Source organism: Pseudonocardia zijingensis (assembly GCF_042657305.1).
Taxonomy (GTDB): Bacteria; Actinomycetota; Actinomycetes; order Mycobacteriales; family Pseudonocardiaceae; genus Pseudonocardia; species Pseudonocardia zijingensis.
Window position 1 is genome coordinate 1 of sequence record NZ_JBHSKO010000044.1, and the last position, 20,110, is coordinate 20,110.

Consider the following 20,110-nt stretch of genomic DNA (forward strand, 5'->3'; position numbering starts at 1 on the left):
CGCGGCGTGCGATCCGGCAGCCGTGGTTCCAGCCACGTCCACGCCTCATCCGACAGAACCCGACGCTCGGCCACGACCCCATCCTGACCGACAACCCAGCCAAGATCCGTCAGACACTCCCTAGCGGTCGTCGGTGCGGCGGCGCTCCAGGAAGACGGTGTCGCGCCAGACCCCGTGGTGGCGGCCGATGCGTTCGCGCATGCCGAGGGTGCGGAACCCGGCGGACTGGTGCAGGGCGATGCTCGCCCGGTTCTCGGGGAAGATCGAGGTCTGCAGGGTCCACAGCCCGGCGTCGTCGGCCGCCATCACCTGGCGGTGGATCAGGGCCTTGCCGACGCCGCGGCCGCGGTAGCCGTCGCCGACGTAGATCGAGGTCTCGGCGACCCCGGAGTAGACCGCGCGGTCCGACACCGGCGTGGCGGCGGCCCAGCCGACGACCCGGCCGTCGAGTTCGGCCACCCACCGGTGGCCCGGCAACCAGGTGCGGTCCAGGGTGCGCCGGTCGGGGACCTCGGTCTCGAACGTGGCGTTGCCGGTGGCGATGCCCTCGGCGTAGATGCGCCGCACGTCGGCCCAGTCGCTCGGGTCCATTGCGCGGACGGAGACGTCGGTGGGCAGGTCGGTGGGGCAGCACGGGCGCGGCCCGAGCATCCCCATGACCGCGTCGGCGGCGTGCGGCAGGCCGGTGCAGCAGGTCGGGTTGACCGACACCAGGGTGGCGGTGCCTTCCTTGCGCAACCGCACGAACCCGACGTCGGCGAGCTTGCGCAGGTGGTGCGAGCAGGTCGACTGGCTGATCCCGAGCTGCTCGGTGAGCGCCCCGACGGTGGTCTCCCGCCCGGCCACCGCGACGGCGTGCAACAGCCGTACCCGCATCGGTTCGGCCAGGCAGGCGAACCACTCCGCGTACGTCGCGGCGTCCTGCGACGCCAGCTGGGTCGGCTGGAACGCCGACTCCTGCACGGGCACCACGGACAGCGGCAGGGAGGCACTCATGCGCACAGTATCGACGCACATCGATGGTTGCGTCAATCGATGACGGTCGATACAGTCCGGCGCCATAAATCGACTCACATCGATGGAGGCAGTGATGGGTGAGGCGAACGAGGCGCTGCCGGTCGTGGTGGTGGGCGCCGGACCGGCCGGGCTGGCCGCGGCGGCGCACCTGCTCGGACGGGACCTGACGCCGCTGGTGCTGGAGGCCGGACCGGCGGCGGGAGCGGCGGTGCGCGAGTGGCACCACGTGCGGCTGTTCTCCCGCTGGGGCGAGCTGGTCGACGAGGCCGCGGCGAAGCTGCTGGCCCCGACCGGGTGGCAGGCACCGGACCCGGACCGCTATCCGACCGGCCAGGAGTGGGCCGAGCAGTACCTGCAGCCGCTCGCCGATGCGCTCGGCGACGGGGTCCGTTACGGCGCCCGCGTCGTGGGTGTGGCGCGTCGTGGCTGGGACCGGGTGGTCGACGCCGCCCGCGGGAGCGAGCCGCTGACCGTGCGGGTGGAGACTGCCGACGGCGAGGAGCGGATCGCCGCACGGGCCGTGATCGACGCTTCCGGCACTTGGGGCCTGCCCAACCCGTTGGGCGGCGACGGGCTCCCGGCGCTCGGGGAAAGGGTCGCCGCGGACCGGATCCGCTACCGCGTACCGGACCTGACCGACCCCGGCGAACGGGCCCGGTACGCGGGCAAGAGGATCGCGGTGGCGGGCAGCGGCCACTCGGCGCTGACCGCGCTGGTGGCCTTCTCCGAGCTGGCCGCCGAGGCCCCCGGCACGCAGGTGGTGTGGCTGCTGCGCCGCGGCGAGATCGGCAACACCTTCGGCGGCGGGGACGCCGACCAGCTACCGGCTCGCGGAGCGCTGGGCAGGCGCGCGGCGCAGGCCGTGGAGGCCGGGCACATCCGGACCGTGACCGGGTTCCGCACCGCCGCCGTCCACCGGGCCTCGGCTGACGGCGAGGCGGGGCGGCTGGTGCTGGAGTCGTTCGACGGGGTGCGCCTGGACCCCGTCGACGAGGTCGTCGCACTCACCGGGTTCCGACCCGACCTGAGCTTCCTGTCCGAGATCCGCCTGGACCTGGACCCGGTGCTGCAGGCCCCGCGCGCGCTGGCGCCGCTGATCGACCCGAACGTGCACTCATGTGGCACCGTCTACCCGCACGGCGCCCGTGAGCTCGCCCAGCCGGAGCCGGACGTCTACCTGGTCGGGATGAAGTCCTACGGGCGGGCGCCGACGTTCCTGTCGCTCACCGGCTACGAGCAGGTCCGCTCCGTCGTCGCGGCGATCGCCGGGGACCGGGAGGCCGCCGAGCGCGTCGAGCTGGTGCTGCCCGAGACCGGCGTCTGCTCCGGCGGGGGCCTCGCCGACAACGTCGAGGAGGTCGCGGGTGCCGACGAGTCGGCGGGTGGGTGTTGCGGCCCCGCTGCTCCCGCGACGCTGACGCTCGCTGCGCCCGCGGGTGCCTCCCGCTGATCCCGTCGTGCACGCTGAACGGATGACCGAGCAACCCGGCACGCTCTCGCGTGCCGGGTTGCGGCGGGTGCTGGCGGTCCTGTGCGTCACCGAGATCGTCAGCTGGGGGGTGCTCTACTACGCGTTCCCGGTGCTCGCCCCGGGGATCGCGGCCGACACCGGCTGGTCGATCGGCACGATCACGGCCGCGTTCTCGCTGGGCCTGGTGGTGGCCGCGGTCGGGGGGATCCCGGTGGGGCGGTGGCTGGACCGGTTCGGTCCGCAGGTGGTGATGACCACGGGGTCGGTGGTGGCCGTTCCGGCGGTGCTCGGCATCGCCACTGCGAGGTCGCTGCCGTGGTACTTCGCCGCGTGGGTGCTGGCCGGCGTGGCGCAGGCGGCGGTGTTGTACCAGCCCGCGTTCGCCGCGCTGACCCGCTGGTGGGGGCCGCGGCGGGTCGCCGCGCTCACCGCGCTCACGCTGCTGGCCGGCCTGGCCAGCACGATCTTCGCCCCGTTGACTGCGGCGCTGTTCGAGCGGTGGGGCTGGCGGGCCACGTACCTGGCGCTCGTCGTGGTGCTGGCGGTGGTGACGATCCCGGCGCACCTGTTCGGGCTGCGCGGCCGGTGGCCGGAGCCCGACCGGTCAGAGCACGCCGAGCACGGCGGCCACGATCCCGGGGCGGTCGCGCGCAGCCGGCCGTTCGTGCTGTTGGTGGTGGCGATCGCGCTGGGCACGTTCGCCGCCTTCGCGGTGGTGGTCAACCAGGTGCCGTTGCTGATCGAACGCGGGATGTCGACCACCGCCGCGGCGTGGGCGCTCGGTCTGGGCGGGCTCGGGCAGGTGCTCGGGCGGCTGGGCTACGGCAGGCTCACCGCGCACACGAGCGTGCGGGGGCGGGGCGTGCTCATTCTCGCCGTCACGGCGGGGGCGACGGCCCTGCTCGGGCTGCTCCCGGGGCCCGCCGTGCTGCTCGTCGCCGCCGCCATGCTCACCGGTGCGGCCCGGGGCGTGTTCACCCTGCTGCAGGCGACCGCGGTCAGCGACCGCTGGGGCGCTGCCCACTACGGACGGCTCAACGGGATCCTCGCCGCACCTGCGATGATGGCCACCGCCCTTGCCCCGTGGGCCGGGGCGGTTCTCGCCGGGCTGCTCGGCGGCTACCCGCCGCTGTTCGTCGTGCTCGCGGTCTTGGCCGCGCTGGCCGCGGTCCTAGCACTCGGCAGCGTCCCGCGGCACCGCGGCAGCTAGCGAAGCCCGGGCTTGCGGCGCACACCAGGGCCTGTATCGACAAATGTCGAGACAAGGTTGCGCCGCTGAATCGACATCTGTCAAGGTAGACGAGTGTCAAAGCAAGGGCAGGAGCTGATCGAGCTCACCCAGCTGTCCGCGGTCGTCGGATGCGGCTCCCCGTTGGTGAGGGAACCGATCCCTGCCGAGGACGCGGTCGAGCTGGCGCGCGCGTTCAAGGCCCTCGGCGACCCGGTGCGCCTGCGGCTGGTGTCGCTGATCGCGTCCCACGACGGCGGCGAGGCCTGCGTGTGCGACTTGACCGCGGATTTCGACCTGTCCGGGCCGACCATCTCGCACCACCTCAAGGTGCTGCGCGGGGCCGGACTGATCACCGGTGAGCGGCGCGGCACCTGGGTGTACTACCGCGTCGAGCCGTCCGCACTGGCTCGGCTGTCGGACGTGCTGGCGATGGAACAGGGCGTCGGCGCGTGACCCGGACGAACCCGCCGCAAGCGCAGCCGGTCGCAGCCCGACTGTCGACGCTGGACCGGTTGCTGCCGGTCTGGATCCTCGCCGCGATGGCCCTCGGCCTGGCCGCGGGCCGGCTGGTGCCCGGGCTCGGGGCAGCACTCGACGCCATCGCCGTGCAGGGCGTCTCGCTGCCGATCGCGCTCGGGCTGCTCGTGATGATGTACCCGGTGCTGGCGAAGGTGCGTTACGACCGGCTCGACACCGTCACCCGCGACCGGCGCCTGCTCGCCGCCTCGCTGCTGCTCAACTGGGTCCTCGGGCCCGCGCTGATGTTCGCGCTGGCCTGGCTGCTGCTGCCCGACCTGCCCGAGTACCGCACCGGGCTGATCATCGTCGGCCTTGCCCGCTGCATCGCCATGGTCATCATCTGGAACGACCTCGCCTGCGGGGACCGCGAGGCCGCCGCCGTGCTGGTCGCCCTGAACTCGGTGTTCCAGGTGATCGCGTTCGCTGCGCTCGGATGGTTCTACCTCGACCTGCTGCCCGGCTGGCTCGGCCTGCCCCAGGCCGCGCTCGACGTGTCCCCGTGGGAAATCGCCGCCTCCGTGCTGGTGTTCCTCGGCATCCCGCTGGCCGCCGGCTACCTGTCCCGGCGCATCGGGGAACGTTCCAAGGGCCGCACCTGGTACGAGCAGCGGTTCCTGCCCCGGATCGGGCCGCTCGCCCTCTACGGCCTGCTGTTCACCATCGTCATCCTGTTCGCCCTGCAAGGCCAGGCGATCACCTCGCAGCCGCTGGACGTCGCACGCATCGCGCTGCCGCTCCTGGCCTACTTCGCGGTCATGTGGCTGGGCTCGCTCGCTCTCGCCAAGGCCATCGGCCTGGGCTACGAGCGCTCGGCGACACTGGCGTTCACCGCGGCCGGCAACAACTTCGAACTCGGCATCGCCGTGGCCATCGCCACATTCGGCGTCACATCCGGGCAGGCGCTCGCCGGGGTGGTCGGCCCGTTGATCGAGGTGCCGGTACTCGTCGCACTCGTCTACGTCTCACTCGCCCTGCGGCGCCGCTGGTGGCCGACCTCGACCACGGTCGGCCGATGAGCCGCGCTCACTTACGCCCGAGGAGCCTCCGTGCCCGCAGTTCCCGAGGTCCTGTTCGTCTGCGTCCACAACGCCGGCCGTTCCCAGATGGCCGCGGCTCTGCTCGACCACCACGCCCAGGGCCGGGTGCACGTCCGCTCCGCCGGATCCGCCCCCGCCGATCAGATCAACCCCGCAGTCCGCGAGGTCATGGCAGAGATCGGACTGGACTTGTCCACGGAGTTCCCCAAGCCGCTCACCGACGGCGCCGTCCGCGCCGCTGACGTCGTGATCAGCATGGGATGCGGCGACGCGTGCCCCGTGTACCCGGGCAAGCGCTACCTCGACTGGGAACTGCCCGACCCGGCCGGCAGGTCCGCCGACGAGGTCCGCCCCATCCGCGACCAGATCGACGCCCGAGTCCGGGCACTGCTCGCAGAACTCACCAGCTGACAGGTGGCTGACACGAAAAAAGGTCAGCCCCGGCGAAGCCGGGGCTGACCTGCACTGACGGTGGTGGGCGATACTGGGATTGAACCAGTGACCTCTTCCGTGTCAAGGAAGCGCTCTCCCACTGAGCTAATCGCCCGAGGCGGAGGCGGGAATCGAACCCGCGTACAGGGCTTTGCAGGCCCTTGCCTAAGCCACTCGGCCACTCCGCCGGCTGGGATCCTCGTCCTCGGAGATTTCCGTGGATTTCGATCCGTGGAGGTCCGACGGGACCCGAGGTTCCTCCGAGCGGACGACGGGACTCGAACCCGCGACCCTCACCTTGGCAAGGTGATGCGCTACCAGCTGCGCTACGTCCGCATGTGCAGCGTTTCCGCTGCGGTGATGAGAGAACCTTAGCGCAGGCCCTGAGGGGGGTTCAAACCACCCCCCTCTTACTGCGCGCGGGGCCTCTGACCTGCGGCTCAGTCGCGAGCCGGGTCGTTCAGAAGATCAGACAGAGCCATGTCGAAGTCCAGCCACGAGTACTCCGTCTCGGCCGGCACGGCGAGGTACGTCCGGTGCAGGAAGTCACCGAGCGTCTGCGCGCAGGTCGTGAACACGGCGTGCCCGGACGGCGAGGAGAGCTCGAGCTGCACCTTGCCGGGGCTCAGCGGCATCGGCTGGACGCGGACGTCCCCGGTGCCTGCCGGGCCGATGAGCCCGTCGTGCAGGAGGTCGCGGGCGAACACCCACTCGACAGCCGTGGTGGACCCCGTCCGGAAGGACGCCTGCACGGCGTAGGGGTCCCGGCTGTTGTAGGTCAGTTCGACGTTGACGGGCACCGCCGGGGCGTCCGGGGCGATCAGTTCGAACACCGCCGGTGAGCAGATGACCGTGGGCTCGTCGCGCATCGTGCGTCCTCTTTCTGGTCCCGCGTGGTTCGTCATGCGGGAAAACGACCGTCCCTGGAAGGCGTGACGGGTCTTCGGGCGAACTCCCCTGCACGCGCGGCATCGTTCATCCTGACGGCGCAGTCGCCTACGACGAGCGGTTCTGCGCACGCGACGTACGGCACGGGTCGACCGTTCGTCTCCGCGGCCCCGGGGCGCCCCCGTCGCGGCTCAGTACGATTGGCGTCATGGCGGACCAGGGGGGTGAGGACCTGACCAGGGCACAGACGCAGCAGCAACGGGCCGGGTTCCGCGCCCGCATCGAGGAGAAGCCCACGCTCCGGCGCACCTACCGGGTGGGCGTCGCCGTGCTGGGCGGGATCGTCCTCGCGGCCGGTGTGATCATGATCCCATACCCCGGCCCGGGATGGCTCGTCGTCTTCGCCGGCCTCGCGATCCTCGCCACCGAGTTCCACTGGGCCCGCCGCGTCCTCGACTTCGCCCGCGCCAAGTACGACGCCTGGACCGAGTGGCTCGCCCGCCAGCCCGTGCTCGTCCGCCTCGGTGTCCTGGCCCTCACCGGCCTCGTCGTCATGGCCACCCTGTACCTGCTCAACGCCTTCTACCTGGTGGCGGAGCTCGTGGGGCTCGGACACTGGACCTGGTTGCAGAGCCCCTTCTTCGCGTGAGGTAAGGTCTACGACGGCAAGGGCGATTAGCTCAGGGGGAGAGCGCTTCGTTCACACCGAAGAGGTCACTGGTTCGATCCCAGTATCGCCCACAGCCGACGAGACCCCCTCTGACCAGCACAGTCAGAGGGGGTCTCTCGTGTCTGGGCACGGCGAGCGTGCGCCGGAGCGGGGCGCAGGTAGCAAAAGTGGTAGCAAATCCGGTCGCTTCTACGTCATGTCGAGTCCTCGTCGGCCGACGGCAGGAACAGCCCTCCGATGTCCTCGGCGGCCTGCTGATCGAGGTCGGGGATGTCGGCGGAGTAGGTGTCGAGGGTGAACGCCACGGTTGCGTGACCGAGGCGGGTGCTCACGATCTTCGGGTGCACCCCGGAGCGGAGCGCGATCGTGGCGTAGCTGTGGCGTACGTCGTGCAGCCGGATCCGTGGGAGTTGGGCCTGCTCGACGAGGCGGTTGAACCGTTCCGTGATGGTGTCGGGGTAGATCGGTCGGCCGTCTTCCCAGCAGAAGACCAACCCGTTGTCCTGGTAGGCCGCTCCGAACGCCTCCTTCTCCTCCCGGAGTCGCCTGAGGTGCTCCCGCAGTACCTGGGTGGTGAACCGGTCGAGCGAGAGCAGCCGGCGGCTGCCGGGGCTCTTGCCACTTCCTCTGCTCGCCTTCCCTCCGGCCACGACGCGGGTCGTGGTCATCTGGACCGTGCGGGCGTCCAGGTTGAGGGCCGGGAGCAGCAGGCCGCACAACTCGGAGCGGCGCATCCCGGTTGATGCGACGAGCACCCAGAGCCCGTAGAGCCGATCGGCGCGGGCCGCCTCGAGGAACCGGCCGAGCTGTTGCGGGCTCCACGTGTTGTGCGTCCGTCTCGCGACCGACGGTGGCTTCACCCCCTCGGTCGGGTTGACGCTGAGGTACTTCCACCGGACGGCGGTCGCCATGGCCGAGCCCAACATGATGTGCACCGTCTTGACCGTCTTTGGTGACAAGCCCGAGGTCGACTCGGCGGGTATCCGGCCGGCCTCATAGCGCTGCACCGCCTTGCGGGCGCCCGCGTATGTGACGCCCACCTTGTCTGCGATCTCTCGTGGCCTGACCTCCCGCTGTGCCGCGTGGGCGTCCTGCCATACCCGGTACATGTCCCAGTTGGTGTCGCGTTTCCGGCGTCCCTGCGTCAGCAGATGGCTGTAGAGCGCTGCCACCACCGACGGCACGATCTCCTGGATCGGACGCCTCCCGATCCACGGCAGAACGTAGGACCGGGCGAGCGTCTCGTAGTTGGCGGCTGTCGTCGCCTCGGTGGTCGTCCGGATGTAGGGCAGCCACGCCTCGAAGAAGTCCGACACCGTCGCTCTCGACGGCTTGACGTAGGTCTCGGTCGCGAGGGCGGCGCGGGCCTCCGCCATCGCGTCCCAGGCGTCCTCCTCGGTTGCGTAGCCGCTCTTGGTGATCCGCTCCCGCCTGCCGGTCAGTGGGTGCCGGGGTCCCTGGAAGGCATAGGCCCACTTCCTGCCGCGCTGGAAGACGCTGCCCGGTGATGGCTTCCGCTTGCGCCTTCTGGTCACGCTGCCTCCGGTGAGTCGCTGGACTCGAGGACCTCGTTCAGGCGGGCGCGGACGACGTAGATGCGTCGGCCGAACCGTTTGGTGGGCAGCAAGCCCGCCTCGGCGTAGCGGTAGGCGGACGCCCGGCTGAGCCCCAGGAAGGCTGCCGCGTCCGGGACGGACATCAGGGCGGGTGCGGGCGAGGACTCGGGTGGTGTTGGCGTGTTCACGTTGATCCCTCGGGGTCGATGCTGGAACAGGTGGGCGTGTACGCACGGTCACGACGGCGGGCGGCGGTCGGGCGGTGCTCTGGTGGCGGTCTGCCGGTCCGGCGTGTGCGGGGCGAGGGGTGGCGGTTCAAACCCGCAAACCCGCAGAACCGGGGCCTGACCTGGGGATCTGTGTCAGCGGTTTGAGCTGGGGTGGGGTGGTTCCAAACCCGCAAACCGCGCGGTTTGCGGGTTTGCTGGTTTGAGCCCTGAGCCAAACCGCAAGGTCGTCTACTGCCGTTGTTGCTGGTCACAGTGCTGTTCCAGCGGTTTGCGGGTTTGCGAGGTTTCTTTCGGGGGTCTGGAAGGTTCGGGATTCGGTGGGCCGGTGCTCGACCCAGTAGGAGCGGCCGTGGTTGTGCGGGTTGGTGACGCTGCGTAGAACGACGTCGCCGCGCCAGCGGCCGATCTGGCCGGTGAGGCGGCGGCCGAGGCTCTTGACCGACAGGAGCTGGCCGCTGCCGGTGGTGGGGAATGTGCCGTCCCACGGGTCGCTGCCGAAGCCGTTCTCGGCGGTGCGGCGCAGCTCGTTGGCGGACAGGTGGCGGTCACCGTGCAGCTCGTGCCAGCGCATCAGGAAGGCGCGCCATTCGGCGGCGTCGTCGTCCAGGTCCTGGCTGTCGCCGGTGTTGGCCAGGAACGAGTCGATGCCGTGGTGTTCGAGCAGCCCGCCGAGTTGCTGGGCCCACCGGGTGAACTGCCGCATCGCCGGCACGCTCGTGGAGGCGGGGGCGCCGTGGGCGGTCCAGTCGAGCACGAGCACGAGCAGGTGCCACAGCACCGTTGCTTGGTTGGTCGGGTGCAGGATCCAGGTGTCGAGGTTGGGGATGGAGAACCCGGTGCGGGCCTCGGGGTGGGGCATGTCCGGGTCCAGGCGCACCCACACGGTGCGAGAGGCCATGTCCCCGCCGGTGCGCAGGTTGTTCCCGGTGGCCAGCCACAGCCGGTCGTTCGGCGCGCTGGTGGCGACGTTGGATCCCAGCCGGCGGTCGGTCCAGGTGCGCTCGGTGACCAGGCGGGCGAGCACGGCGGAGTCGATGACCGAGCCCTCGGGGAGGTTGTCGAACACGATCACCCCGGCCTGATCGGCGAGCACGGAGGTGATCGCCTTGCGCAGTTCCTCGTCGCTGTCGGTCCAGGTGAGCACCCGCTGCCCGCACAGCATGCCGAGGCAGGCGGTCAGGATCGTCTTGCCCGAGGCGGGCATGGTCGCGTCGACGATCCCGAACGGGGACAGGCTGCGGGTGAACGGGCGCAGGATCGGCGTGGCCAGCAGGGCGAGGTAGTTGGCCCGGTCGGCCGGGGTGCGCCACGGGAAGTCGCGCAGGAACTTCCCGAGCAGGAACTCCTTGGCCGCTGCCACCTGCTCGGCGGTGGGCCGGTCCGGGACCGGGGGCAGCGCGACGGTGGAGGCGAGGAACAGGCCGGTGGCCTCGTCGTAGCCGGGGTGTTGCAGCAGGGTGCCGTCCGGGCGCAGCACCGGCGCCCCGATCATCCCGCGCAGCGGCGGCAGGCCGGGCCAGGAGCGGCGGGCCAGGACCTCGGCGAGCACGGTCTGCGAGGGCGAGGTCTCGACGTCGTACCAGTCGGCGTCCTTGCCCTGCTCCAGGCGCACAACGTAGGCGTGCTCGGCCAGCAGATACCCGAGCAGCGGCGGGCGCAGCGGGGTGATCGCCAGCGGCAGGGGCGCGTTCTCGTCCCCGGCCATCGGGCCGGGCGCCCCCGACACGGCCTCGATCACCACCGGCGTGCCGTCGGTGACGTAGGTGTCGGGGATGATCCGCCCGTCCAGTGCGGCGGTGAGCAGCCGCACCGTGGCCGGGGCGGTGCTGACCTGCACCCGCTGCCGCCCACCTCCGCCGCGACCACCCCCTCGGTCGCTACGCTCGCCCGGGCCGACGCCGGGAGGGGGCGTCGGGCGACCGGAGTGCTCCGCTGGCGGGCGGGGCGGTCCGTCCGCAGGCGCCGCGCCGGGACGGTCGGGGTGTGGTGGGGGCGTGCTCAGGGCGCCCTGAGTGCCGCCCTGGAGGCCGTTCGGTGGTGGGGTCGGGTGATGGGCCGGGGGTGGTGTGGTGCTCATGCGGCGTCTCCGAGTCGGCGGGGCCGTCGAGCCCCGGCCCGCAGGCCGGAGGTGATCGTCTTCTCGGCTTGGGGCGGGCTGTAGGCGCCGGCCGCGAGATGTGCGGCGGCGGCGGCGCGCAGCTCAGCGCGGGCGTCGTGTTCGGGCAGGCCGCCCCCGGCCACGAGCTGGCCCAGGGCGACCGCGGCGAGGTAGAGGCTGTGGTTGCGCTGCCCGGGCGGGGCGTCGAGCACCCGCTGCCGCTCCCCGCGGATCGCCGCCGCGAGGTAGCGGCCGTGCCGGGGGCCGCCGCCGGGCGCGAGCGGCGCTCCCGGTGGCGGGGGTGGTGGTGTCGGGCTCAGCCGCTGGGTCAGCCAGTCGGGCAGCGGCACCGGGTCCCGGCCGTCGACCACCCGATACCGCCCGGCCGGGGTGGCCGAGCCAGCGGCGACGACGTAGCCACCGTGGGCGCGGGTGTCGACCTTCCATCCGAGCCCGTTGCCGCGTTCCCCGGCGGTGTTGCGCAGCGCCGGGGCGCCGTCACCGGTGGGCGCCTGGAACACCAGGTGCCAGCCGCCCGAGGGGGTCTCCACGGTGTGCGTCTCGGGGAATGGCTGGTCTGCCTGCACGGCGAGCAGCGCGAGCACATCGGTGCCGCAGGTGGCCCCAAGCCGCGCCCACCGCGGCGGCGGCACATCGTCGGGGTCGGTGGGGTCGGGCACGTCGAGGTCGACCACGACCAGCCCGGCCGGGCCGGTGGCCACCCCGATGTTCCAGCCCGGCCCGACGCCCCACGCGGAGCGGATCCGCTGCGGGTCGGTGGTGGCCCGCTGCTCCCACCCGAGGTGCCCACCGGCGCACGCCCCGGTGCCCGGGCAGCGGTCGGTCGGGTGCAGCGCGGGCCGCTTCCCCCGCGGGCGCAGCGGGAACACCGGCCAGCCACGGGCGGCGGTGTCGAGCGCGACCTGCAGCAGCCGCGCCCGCTCGGCGTCGGGGCTCATCGGTTGTCTCCCTCGTCGAGGTCGCGGAAGGGCAGCCCGTCGACGGCGACGCGGGCGAGGTACTCGAGCGCGGCGACGTGGCGGGGGCACAGCACGTGGCCGTCGCGGGAGGCGAGCCAGCCGGAGTCGCGCAGATCGGCCCGCGCCCGCGGGTGCAGGGTGGGTTCGTCGTAGACCGCGGGGAACCAGTCGGTCAGCGGCGATTCCGGGTCCTCCGGGTCGGTGCAGTAGAGGAGCCGCTGGGTGCACTGCCCGCGGGTGGTGTCGCCGTCGCAGCGCAGCTCCCAGCGGGTGACCGGTTCGAAGCTCACCGCCCACCCCCGCCGGTCTGGCCGCCGAGGGAGTCGACGACGGCGCGGATCAGGAACTCCGCGGCGGGTGGGGTGACAGCGTTGCCGAGCTGGCGGACCTGTTCGCGGCGGGTGCCCAGCACTCGGTAGTCGCGGCGGAACGCCATGGCGGCCTGGATCTCGCGCGGTTCGAGCATCCGGAACGTGCAGTCTTCGACGGCCGGCACCTCGTGCGGCCAGCCGACGAGGGACTGGTGCCCTGTCGTGGTGAGGGTGCGGGCCGGTTCGGTGGCCGGGGTGCACATCTCCCCGCCGTCACCGGTTGAGCTGTTGTGGCGGACGAGCATGTGGTGGTTCCCGGACGCGGTGACCGTGGCGAGCGGCTCGCGGACGTGGCGGGCGTCGGAGCCGCCGCCGCGCAGCTCGGCGATGAACGCCAGTCCGGCGGTGTCGACGGTGCCCATCGTCGGCAGCTCCCGGTCGGCGGGCCGGGCGACACCGGTGCCGTAGTAGGGCACGACCAGCGCGGTCTCGGCGCGGGTCGACTGCGTCCGCAGCGGCACCGACGCCGGGGATGCCGCCTTGCCCTCGCGGCCCTCCACGGGCACGACGAGGGCCTCGGTCTCGCGGGTGGTGCGCGCCCGGAACGGCTGCCCGACAGGGCGGGCGTCCTCGTTCCAGGTGCCACCGGACGGGACGACGAGCGGCCGGGCGTACCGCAGTAGACCGGCCTCGATCCGGGCCAGCGTCTTGACCGAGAGCGGCCGGTCGCGGTCGCCGATGCGCTGCCCGCGCAGCGTCCAGTCGATCGCGGCGGCGGCCGGGTCGACGTACGGTTCGACGACCGCGAACCGGCACTCCGGGCGCGGGCACCGGTAGACGTACTGGGCGCGGTAGCGGCCCCACGGCACCCGATCGGGGCGCTTCCACGACTGCACGGCCTGCACCTGCATCCCGCACACCGAGCACCATGCCCACGGCCGGACGTCCAGATCGGGTGCGGGCTGCCCGTCGCGCCAGAACACGACGTAGAGCCGATCCCTGCTCTGCGGCGCCCGGGGGGCGGCGATGGCGGGGGCGTGCATCGAGTTGAGGTAGACGACCCGGTGCCGGTAGCCGAGCAGGGTCATGGCTTGCAGCCACGCGGGCCACATGATCCAGCGGGCGGCGTCGACGACGTTCTCGACGATGACCGCGCGGTAGCGGTGGTGCTCGGCGAACCGCGGGACGTCCCACATGGTCGCCCGGGATCGCTCGGCGGCCTCGTCGGGCAGCGTCTCGCCGAACAGGTCCGGCTGCGCCGTGGCCCGCTTGCGGCCCTTCGCGACGGAGTGGTTGGTGCACTCCGGGGAGGCCCACAGGATGTCGGTGTGCGGGGTGCGGCGCGGGTCGACCTGGGAGATGTCGGCGACGTCGTGGTCGGTGTCGGGGAAGTTCTGCGCGTGGGTCTCCACAGCGGTGCGCCAGTGGTTCGCGGCGTAGCGCAGCTGCACGCCGGGCACCACCGAGGCGCCGAGCCCGGATCCCCCGGCCCCGCAGAACAGGTCTGCAATCGTGATCACTGGATGGCCTCCGGTGCGTCGGCGGGCACGCGTCGAACGGGTCGGGAGCAGCAGCGGGCGCCGAGCAACGCGGTGGCGTTCCAGGAGCCCGCGTTGATCGCAGGTCGGGGATCGGTCGGGGAAGGGCAGCGGCTTGTCCCGCTAGCCGCCGCCGTCGACGCGCTCGGGCGGGTGGTGGTCACCGGTGGCCTCCCGTGCAGGTGCCGAGCATGGCGGTGAGAGCGGCGTGCTCTGCGGGGTCGACGTGCAGCCGGTAGCTGTGTTTCGTGGTGATGTAGGCGGTGGCGTAGTCGCACCAGGCGTCGCGGCGCGGTGGGCGCCAGCGGCCGGGGTCGTCGTCGCCCTTGCTGCGGTTGGCGGAGGCGGAGACCGCGGCGAGATTGGTGGGGTCGTTGAAGAACGCGGCGCGCTGGGCGCGGGTCCAGTTGCGGGCGCCGGATCGCTGGGCTTCGGCGGCCGGGACCCGGTGGTCGATGTCGACCCGGCGGGGGGCGGTCAGGGTCGCGCCGTCGTAGGGGCTGGGCCAGGTCCCGCTCAGCACCCGGCATCCGGAGCCGGTTCGCACGTGGTGGCCGTCGCGGATCAGGACCGTCTCGCGGGTGTCACAGCCGTACGAGCTGGTCCAGTCACCCCACTCGTCTCGGTCGTAGTGCGCCCCGGTGTCCTCCACCCGCACAGGAATCGCGGCAAGCAGCTCCCGCGCCCGTCCGACCGTCGGCGCCGCGCCCCGCGCGGGCAGCTCGGCGAGCGCGCCGACGGCAGCGGGCGCCGACACGACCGGATGCACCGGCCTGGCCGCGGTGTCGGATGTTCCGGCGGCGGGGCGTGCGGTCCCGGACAGACCCGCCAGCACCAGCAGAAGGACAGCCGGCGCGAGAGCCGAAATCAGGGCGCGGCGACCGCGCCGGGTTGACCTGGTGCCCATCACCGATCACCTGGCCGCTTCACACGTGCGGTGATGGTCTTCTCGCGGCGCATCATCGCGGCCACTGCGCGGTGGTGGCCGTCGGCGATGTAGTAGCGCCCGGCGTGCTCGATCACGTAGATGTCGCCGCGGGCGCCGTGGCGGGCGTACCGGGCGGCGCGGGCCTCGTTGAGGTAGCCGCGCCGGTTGGTGGCCACCAGCTTGTTCACCGGCACCTGCTTGCGGGGTGCGTGTCGCCAGCTCGACGGCGGCCAGCCGGGTCCCTGGCCCAGGTCGGGCATGCCGTCGGTTGCCTGGAGGAACCAGCTCACCGGGCATCACCGCCGATCTGTGGGCAGCCGTGGCGCAGGTGCGCGTAGACGGCGTCGTCGAGTCGGGTGATGACCTCGCGCGAGTAGCGGTCCAGGTCGGCGGTGTCGCCGTGGCGGTGCCGCCGAGGCTCGGCCGCGTAGACGAAGGACCAGCAGTACGGGCAGCGCTGCCGGATCCGGTCGCCGTGGACGGAGAACCCGTCCTGGTAGCGGGCTCGCTCGGCCATCGCGCGGGTCCGGGCGCGGGACGGGGGTCGTTGGGGCATCAGCGGCCTCCGGTGAGGTAGAGGGTGCGGGCCTCGCGTTGGATGTGGCGCCAGTTGCGGCCGACCAGCGAGCGGGCGGCGGCCTTCGTGGCGCCGTAGTCGCCACGGACGCGACGCAGGGCCTTGCGCGCCTGCTTGTCGTCCCAGTCGCAGCCGGCGGGCATGAACCAGGCGACGCGCAGGGATGCGTTCGGTCCGGCGAGCAGCCAGGTGGCGTACTGCACGTCGTGCTCGATCTGGTCGCTGCCCCGGTAGCGGGCGTTGACCACCCCGGCGTCAGCACCGTCGTCGATGACGATCTGGGTGACCCGCCAGCCGAGCACCTCGGCCACGACCGCGTGCGCGGCCTCGTGCAGGCAGACCTTGTACCGGCCCGAACTCGTGTCGACCGGTGATCCGGAGCTGAACCAGCTCATGCCCGATCACCCCCGCTCGGGAGCCCGATCTCCCACAGCCCGAGCTGTCCTCGCGCCGGGACGGGACTGGGCAGCCGTTCGATCCGGGTCAGGACCAGGTGGTGGGCGTCGGGTTCGCCCCATGGCCCGCAGCAGCCGCCCCGGGCGGGGTGGCAGTCGACCAGTTCGGCGACGGCGATCACCGCCCCGAACGCCAGCCCGTAGCGGGCGGCGTCGTGGTGGGTGAGCGGGTGGTGCAGGGCGCCGGTGAGGGTGGCCACGACCCGCGGGGTGTGCCCACCGGGGGCCGACCAGGTGAGGCTGGCGTGGATCGCGAGCGGCCCGCGGTAGCGGACGTTGCGGCGGCGGTTCTCCACGCGCTTGTCCCCGCGGGCGATGCACTCGGCCCAGGGCTGCTGCACCGACAACGCCTTGACCAGTCGGCTCATCGCGACCACCGCGCTCGGCGGCCGAGCTGCACGGCCGTGATGTGGGCGCGCACCTCGTGGATCGCGTCGGCGAGGGTGCTGCAGGCCGCCCGCACCGTGACGTGGTCGGCGCACACGGCGTCGCCGTCGATTGTGGTGGCGGCCGGCTCGGCACGGCGGCCGCCGATCGCCAGACAGATCGCGCACTTCATGTGAAACCTCCAGGCAGTAACTCTGAGTAGTTGAGCGTAGGCATGCGGAGGGGAGGGACGGAGGCGCCGGGCGGGCGCCTCGATCCCGTGATCCGCGGGTTTCAGCTGGTCAGGAGGCGGCTGGCCTCCGTGCCTCCGTGGCCTCCGTTATGCAGGTCAGGGCCACGGAGGCCGGGACGGAGGCCGATACGGAGAACTCCGTCCCTCCGTGCTTCCTCCGTGTCGGCTCCGTCAGCGGTCGTTGCCGTCCTCGATCGCCTCGTCATCACCGTCCGTAACGACATAGGCGGGGGTGTCGAGGTCGTCCGGGTCGGTGTTGGCGCGGTCGGCCAGGGCGGTGTGGACATCGAGGGCGCGCACGCACATGCGGCCTTCGGAGTCCTTGACGGTGCGGATGTCGTGCTCGGCGAGGTAGGCCTTGAGCTGCCCCGGCGTCCACGAGGCGTAGGTGGCACGGTCGCGCTCGGCGAGCTGCTGCAGGACTTCCTGGGTGCGCAGCCGCTTGTGCCCGGACAGCACCTCGGCGATGTCGGCCAGCGGGTCGCGCACGTCCTGGGTTGGCTCGACGGACGGGGCGGGAACGCCGCCGGCGTCGTCGAGGATGCCCAGAGCCCGCTTGACCACCGGGGTGACCTCGTCGAGGCCCTCGCCGCGGCGGATGTAGTAGCAGCGCAGCAGCCCGTCCTGCGGGGTGAACCCGACGGTCATGGCGGTGCCGATGTCGCCGGGGTCGACGTTGCCCTGCGCGTCCTGGGTCATCGGCCGCAGGGTGGTCGCGGAGATCCCGGCGGTGTGCTTGCCGGTGCCGAGGATGGCGTCGTTGCCCTGGTGGTCCCCGATCGCGAAGCACGCCCGGTTGGACAGGACCTTGGCGACCTTGCGGGGCAGGGAGTCCGCGGACGGCACCGGGGTTGCGAAGATCATGGTGACGCCGTACTTGCGGGCCTTGGCCACGATCTTTTCCACCAGCTCGGCGGCCTCCTCGCCGATGTCGGAGACGAACAGCTCCTGGCACTCGTCGATGACCACGACCCGGGGCCGCATCCGCGGGTCCGCCTCCGCCAGTGCGCGGGTCAGCTTGGGCTCGCCCTTCTCGGAGAGGATGCGGCCGCGTTCGGACAGCTCGCTCATCAGCTGCTTGAGCGCGTCGAGGACCTGGGGGATGTGCTCGGGCTCGTCGGACTTGAACAGCGTCCGCAGCCGGGGCTTGAGCGGGTCGTAGTCGGCGTTGATCGCCATGCAGTAGACGTCGATGTCGACCAGCGGGTCCAGCATCGCGCCGAGCAGGGTGGTGATGATCAGGGTCGACTTGCCCGAGCCCATGGTTCCGGCGACACCCCAGTTGGTGGCGAACAGCCGGCCGATCACGACGTTGCCGCGTGGGTCGATCCCGACCGGGACGCCCTTGAAGTAGTCCACGCTGCCCTTGTGCAGCAGCGGCCACGGCGGCACCGGCTTGGTGAGGCTGCCCTGGTCGGCCACCCACAGGTCCATCACGCCGGGCTTGTCCCGGGGCTCGGTGGGCCACACCTCCACCGGCAGGCGCAGCAGGTTGTGCGCGAGGACGGCCTTGCGGTCGACGATCATCTCGACGGTGACGCCCTCCGGGAGGAGGAGTTGGGCGTGCCAGCCCTTGCCGTCGTGGACGGGCTGGAGCACCCAGCGGGGCTGCCAGCCCTCCTTGAACTTCTTGTTGATCGCCGGGAGGTTCAGGTTCCGCAGCGCGGACACGATCGCCCGCTCGTCCGGCACCACGTCGCGCCCGCCGTCATCGCCGGTGGCGGCAGGTGCGACCCAGGCGGGCGGGTCGACCTGGGCGCGGCCGAGCTGCCACAGGTAGGCGATCGCGGCCACGGTGGCGCCGGTGAGCAGCAGGGTGCCGTAGGCGGTGAAGAACCACACCAGGAACGCGATCGCCTCCACCACCGCGGTGATCGGGCCGATCACCTGCGCGACGTCCCCGTGGGCCACCGCGAGGACCACGCCGAGGGCGAGCAGCAGCCCGATCGCCGCCGCGGCCCCCACAGCGAGCGCCTTGACCAGCTGCAGCGGCGAGGTGATCCAGTCCATGACCCGCTGGTGCCGCCGTGCCTTCTCGGCGACGTCGCGAGCCTCCCACTCCAGCAGCGCCTCGTGGTCCCCGGCGATCTCAGCGGCGCGCATCATCCGCTCATACCGGCGCGCGCCGTGGGAGTCCTGCCAGCGCCGCACCACCACCGCGGCCCCGGCGATCGGGAACCACACCTGTCGGGCGGTGCCCTTCGCGACCGTGCGGGTGCGCTGATGCGTGGCCACTCGCCGGGTCGTGGTGATCACGTGCACGGTCCGGCGGCGGGCCACCGCACCCGCGCGGCGCAGCGCCACCGCCGTCCCCGGCCGCGCGCTCTCGCCGTCGTGGCGGGTGTCGGTGACCAGCTCGCCCTCGAACACCATCCGCTCCACCGGCGCCAGTGGCGCGGTGTCGTCGGGGCCGGCGGCCGGCGAGTGCCGGTCCAGCGGCTTGCGGAAGCTCACCACATTCCCGCGCCCACCGCTGCCGGTGCTGCTGGTCTTGTCGGGGGGCGGCTCGTGGTCCGGGGCGGCGCCGCTGGTCGTGATGGTCGTCATCGGGTCACCTCCGAGTCGGTGTGCTGGTGGATGAGGTGGGTGAGGGCGGCGCCGCAGCCAAGGACGACGACGGGCAGACACGACACGAACGCGGTGATCTGCCACGGGGCCTGGGTGAGGCCGGCGGCGGCCATCAGGTGGTAGGCGATCTGCCCGGCGCCGCCGAGCGCGAGCGCGCCCAGCGCCGACCAGCACGCGAACCGGCGCGCGAGCGTCGGGAGGCCGGCAGTGGGTGGGGCGAGCCAGGCCCGCAGCGCGAACGCGGCGTAGGCCTCCACCCCGATCGGCAGGGTGATCGCGGTGTTGATGACGAACTCGTCCCAGATCCCGGGCAGCGGCCGGATCGGGCCGAACCCGGTCAGCTCACCCAGCCCGACCCAGCCGGACCAGATGGACACGAACGCACCGAGCGCGATCAGCACCAGCGGCCACCGCGGCACCCGCGCCCCGCGCTCGACGAGCGCGGCAACCGGGAGCGCCGGGACCGCGTGCACTGGCGCTACTGCCGGTGATGCTGCCGGTGTTTCTGCGACCTGGATGACCTGGTCCTCCGCCGACGGCCGGGCCGGAAGGCCCAGGTGATCGGCCGAGGTCTCGTCGCCGCCCGCGCGCGCAGCCGCGGCAGGCGGCGCCGCCGGCTCGCCGACGGCGGCCGTGGGCGTGCTTGAGATGCCCCCCGCCGCGCCGGTCGTGGCCGTCGTGATGCTCGTGGTGGTGCCGGCGGTGTCCGGCGCGGCGACACCGGCCTCGGCGGTGTCCGTCTCGGTGGTGTCAGCCGCATCGGTCGGAGGCACCAGCGTCAGCGGCCGGCTGGGCTTGCTGGGGTCGAACCCGGACCGCTTGACCGCGGTGAGCGCGGCGTCCGCCCGAGGTGCACCGACCTTGCACTCGCGCATCACGCGCCGCTGCGAGGGCCAGGCGCCCAGCGAGGCGGCCAGGGCGCGCACGCGGTCTTCCAAGACGTCGGTGGGGATGGGGTATGCGCTGGTCATTTCCGGTCTCCTCC

22 protein-coding genes and 4 tRNA genes are annotated in these 20,110 nt (G+C 72.4%); 7 read left to right on the plus strand and 19 right to left on the minus strand.

Features of this window, described 5'->3' with window-relative positions; all coding sequences use genetic code 11:
• Positions 1-120: 120 nt before the first annotated feature.
• Positions 121-996 (minus strand): helix-turn-helix domain-containing GNAT family N-acetyltransferase, encoded by an 876-nt coding sequence (locus tag ACFPL3_RS40590; protein ID WP_343946509.1) that lies wholly within the window; start codon positions 994-996, stop codon positions 121-123.
• A gap of 94 nt (positions 997-1,090) precedes the next feature.
• On the opposite strand from ACFPL3_RS40590, the gene ACFPL3_RS40595 reads away from it, so the two are divergent.
• From ACFPL3_RS40595 to ACFPL3_RS40615, 5 genes are all read left to right on the plus strand, one after another.
• A complete protein-coding gene (locus ACFPL3_RS40595) occupies positions 1,091-2,467 on the plus strand; it encodes an NAD(P)-binding domain-containing protein (RefSeq protein ID WP_343946507.1) in 1,377 nt (458 codons plus the stop codon).
• A 22-nt stretch (positions 2,468-2,489) separates the two neighbouring features.
• The gene (locus ACFPL3_RS40600; RefSeq protein WP_343946506.1) at positions 2,490-3,698 is read left to right on the plus strand and encodes an MFS transporter; all 1,209 of its coding nucleotides are present in this window, start codon (positions 2,490-2,492) and stop codon (positions 3,696-3,698) included.
• Positions 3,699-3,791: 93 nt separating this feature from the next.
• The gene (locus tag ACFPL3_RS40605; RefSeq protein ID WP_343946505.1) at positions 3,792-4,172 is read left to right on the plus strand and encodes an ArsR/SmtB family transcription factor; all 381 of its coding nucleotides are present in this window, start codon (positions 3,792-3,794) and stop codon (positions 4,170-4,172) included.
• Positions 4,169-5,254: an ACR3 family arsenite efflux transporter gene (gene arsB / locus ACFPL3_RS40610; RefSeq protein WP_343946504.1), complete on the plus strand. Its 1,086-nt coding sequence runs from the start codon at positions 4,169-4,171 to the stop codon at positions 5,252-5,254. The genes ACFPL3_RS40605 and arsB overlap by 4 nt, the downstream gene beginning before the upstream one ends.
• A gap of 30 nt (positions 5,255-5,284) precedes the next feature.
• On the plus strand, positions 5,285-5,686 hold the full coding sequence (locus ACFPL3_RS40615) for an arsenate reductase ArsC (protein ID WP_343946503.1): 402 nt from the start codon (positions 5,285-5,287) through the stop codon (positions 5,684-5,686).
• A gap of 61 nt (positions 5,687-5,747) precedes the next feature.
• On the opposite strand, the gene ACFPL3_RS40620 is transcribed toward ACFPL3_RS40615, so the two are convergent.
• From ACFPL3_RS40620 to ACFPL3_RS40635, 4 genes are all read right to left on the minus strand, one after another.
• Positions 5,748-5,822 (minus strand) — tRNA-Val (locus ACFPL3_RS40620).
• A gap of 1 nt (position 5,823) precedes the next feature.
• Positions 5,824-5,895: transfer RNA gene (locus ACFPL3_RS40625), tRNA-Cys, on the minus strand.
• Between the two features lie 75 nt (positions 5,896-5,970).
• Positions 5,971-6,043, minus strand: a tRNA-Gly gene (locus ACFPL3_RS40630).
• Between the two features lie 104 nt (positions 6,044-6,147).
• Entirely contained in the window at positions 6,148-6,576 is a 429-nt protein-coding gene (locus ACFPL3_RS40635) for an SsgA family sporulation/cell division regulator (RefSeq protein ID WP_343946502.1), read from the minus strand.
• A 227-nt stretch (positions 6,577-6,803) separates the two neighbouring features.
• On the opposite strand from ACFPL3_RS40635, the gene ACFPL3_RS40640 reads away from it, so the two are divergent.
• Both ACFPL3_RS40640 and ACFPL3_RS40645 read left to right on the plus strand, forming a co-directional pair.
• Positions 6,804-7,244 carry a TIGR02611 family protein gene (locus ACFPL3_RS40640; protein WP_343946501.1) on the plus strand — a complete coding sequence of 147 codons (441 nt, stop codon included), beginning with the start codon at positions 6,804-6,806 and terminating at the stop codon, positions 7,242-7,244.
• A 20-nt stretch (positions 7,245-7,264) separates the two neighbouring features.
• Positions 7,265-7,336 (plus strand) — tRNA-Val (locus tag ACFPL3_RS40645).
• A 123-nt stretch (positions 7,337-7,459) separates the two neighbouring features.
• Here ACFPL3_RS40645 and ACFPL3_RS40650 read toward each other — a convergent pair.
• The 14 genes from ACFPL3_RS40650 to ACFPL3_RS40715 form a co-directional block, all read right to left on the minus strand.
• Positions 7,460-8,800, minus strand: coding sequence for a tyrosine-type recombinase/integrase (locus tag ACFPL3_RS40650; protein WP_343946500.1), 1,341 nt, complete (start codon positions 8,798-8,800; stop codon positions 7,460-7,462).
• Positions 8,797-9,009: a helix-turn-helix domain-containing protein gene (locus ACFPL3_RS40655; protein WP_343946499.1), complete on the minus strand. Its 213-nt coding sequence runs from the start codon at positions 9,007-9,009 to the stop codon at positions 8,797-8,799. The genes ACFPL3_RS40650 and ACFPL3_RS40655 overlap by 4 nt, the downstream gene beginning before the upstream one ends.
• 289 nt (positions 9,010-9,298) lie before the next feature.
• On the minus strand, positions 9,299-10,888 hold the full coding sequence (locus ACFPL3_RS40660) for a hypothetical protein (protein ID WP_343946497.1): 1,590 nt from the start codon (positions 10,886-10,888) through the stop codon (positions 9,299-9,301).
• Between the two features lie 236 nt (positions 10,889-11,124).
• The gene (locus tag ACFPL3_RS40665; RefSeq protein WP_343946495.1) at positions 11,125-12,108 is read right to left on the minus strand and encodes a bifunctional DNA primase/polymerase; all 984 of its coding nucleotides are present in this window, start codon (positions 12,106-12,108) and stop codon (positions 11,125-11,127) included.
• On the minus strand, positions 12,105-12,419 hold the full coding sequence (locus ACFPL3_RS40670) for a hypothetical protein (protein ID WP_343946494.1): 315 nt from the start codon (positions 12,417-12,419) through the stop codon (positions 12,105-12,107). The genes ACFPL3_RS40665 and ACFPL3_RS40670 overlap by 4 nt, the downstream gene beginning before the upstream one ends.
• Complete coding sequence (locus tag ACFPL3_RS40675; RefSeq protein ID WP_343946493.1) at positions 12,416-13,960, minus strand: DNA cytosine methyltransferase; 1,545 nt, start codon at positions 13,958-13,960, stop codon at positions 12,416-12,418. The genes ACFPL3_RS40670 and ACFPL3_RS40675 overlap by 4 nt, the downstream gene beginning before the upstream one ends.
• Before the next feature lie 178 nt (positions 13,961-14,138).
• Positions 14,139-14,735 (minus strand): HNH endonuclease family protein, encoded by a 597-nt coding sequence (locus ACFPL3_RS40680; RefSeq protein WP_343946492.1) that lies wholly within the window; start codon positions 14,733-14,735, stop codon positions 14,139-14,141.
• A 149-nt stretch (positions 14,736-14,884) separates the two neighbouring features.
• Positions 14,885-15,196: a ParB/RepB/Spo0J family partition protein gene (locus tag ACFPL3_RS40685; RefSeq protein ID WP_343946491.1), complete on the minus strand. Its 312-nt coding sequence runs from the start codon at positions 15,194-15,196 to the stop codon at positions 14,885-14,887.
• Positions 15,193-15,462, minus strand: a complete 270-nt coding sequence (locus ACFPL3_RS40690) for a hypothetical protein (RefSeq protein WP_343946490.1) — start codon at positions 15,460-15,462, stop codon at positions 15,193-15,195. Before ACFPL3_RS40690 ends, ACFPL3_RS40685 begins: the two co-directional genes overlap by 4 nt.
• On the minus strand, positions 15,462-15,878 hold the full coding sequence (locus ACFPL3_RS40695; protein ID WP_343946489.1) for a hypothetical protein: 417 nt from the start codon (positions 15,876-15,878) through the stop codon (positions 15,462-15,464). The genes ACFPL3_RS40690 and ACFPL3_RS40695 overlap by 1 nt, the downstream gene beginning before the upstream one ends.
• Positions 15,875-16,306: an ASCH domain-containing protein gene (locus ACFPL3_RS40700; RefSeq protein WP_343946488.1), complete on the minus strand. Its 432-nt coding sequence runs from the start codon at positions 16,304-16,306 to the stop codon at positions 15,875-15,877. Before ACFPL3_RS40700 ends, ACFPL3_RS40695 begins: the two co-directional genes overlap by 4 nt.
• Positions 16,303-16,497: a hypothetical protein gene (locus tag ACFPL3_RS40705; RefSeq protein ID WP_343946487.1), complete on the minus strand. Its 195-nt coding sequence runs from the start codon at positions 16,495-16,497 to the stop codon at positions 16,303-16,305. The genes ACFPL3_RS40700 and ACFPL3_RS40705 overlap by 4 nt, the downstream gene beginning before the upstream one ends.
• A 231-nt stretch (positions 16,498-16,728) precedes the next feature.
• The gene (locus ACFPL3_RS40710) at positions 16,729-19,104 is read right to left on the minus strand and encodes a zonular occludens toxin domain-containing protein (protein ID WP_343946486.1); all 2,376 of its coding nucleotides are present in this window, start codon (positions 19,102-19,104) and stop codon (positions 16,729-16,731) included.
• Positions 19,101-20,096, minus strand: a complete 996-nt coding sequence (locus ACFPL3_RS40715; protein ID WP_379590881.1) for an ABC transporter permease — start codon at positions 20,094-20,096, stop codon at positions 19,101-19,103. Before ACFPL3_RS40715 ends, ACFPL3_RS40710 begins: the two co-directional genes overlap by 4 nt.
• Between the last annotated feature and the right edge of the window lie 14 nt (positions 20,097-20,110).

Bases quoted from the DNA above. Each gene is read 5' to 3' on its own strand.
- ACFPL3_RS40590 (WP_343946509.1), bottom strand. From the start codon at position 996: ATGAGTGCCTCCCTGCCGCTGTCCGTGGTGCCCGTGCAGGAGTCGGCG.
- ACFPL3_RS40595 (WP_343946507.1), top strand. From the start codon at position 1,091: ATGGGTGAGGCGAACGAGGCGCTGCCGGTCGTGGTGGTGGGCGCCGGA.
- ACFPL3_RS40600 (WP_343946506.1), top strand. From the start codon at position 2,490: ATGACCGAGCAACCCGGCACGCTCTCGCGTGCCGGGTTGCGGCGGGTG.
- ACFPL3_RS40635 (WP_343946502.1), bottom strand. From the start codon at position 6,576: ATGCGCGACGAGCCCACGGTCATCTGCTCACCGGCGGTGTTCGAACTG.
- ACFPL3_RS40640 (WP_343946501.1), top strand. From the start codon at position 6,804: ATGGCGGACCAGGGGGGTGAGGACCTGACCAGGGCACAGACGCAGCAG.
- ACFPL3_RS40665 (WP_343946495.1), bottom strand. From the start codon at position 12,108: ATGAGCCCCGACGCCGAGCGGGCGCGGCTGCTGCAGGTCGCGCTCGAC.
- ACFPL3_RS40690 (WP_343946490.1), bottom strand. From the start codon at position 15,462: ATGCCCCAACGACCCCCGTCCCGCGCCCGGACCCGCGCGATGGCCGAG.
- ACFPL3_RS40695 (WP_343946489.1), bottom strand. From the start codon at position 15,878: ATGAGCTGGTTCAGCTCCGGATCACCGGTCGACACGAGTTCGGGCCGG.
- ACFPL3_RS40700 (WP_343946488.1), bottom strand. From the start codon at position 16,306: ATGAGCCGACTGGTCAAGGCGTTGTCGGTGCAGCAGCCCTGGGCCGAG.
- ACFPL3_RS40705 (WP_343946487.1), bottom strand. From the start codon at position 16,497: ATGAAGTGCGCGATCTGTCTGGCGATCGGCGGCCGCCGTGCCGAGCCG.
- ACFPL3_RS40710 (WP_343946486.1), bottom strand. From the start codon at position 19,104: ATGACGACCATCACGACCAGCGGCGCCGCCCCGGACCACGAGCCGCCC.
- ACFPL3_RS40715 (WP_379590881.1), bottom strand. From the start codon at position 20,096: ATGACCAGCGCATACCCCATCCCCACCGACGTCTTGGAAGACCGCGTG.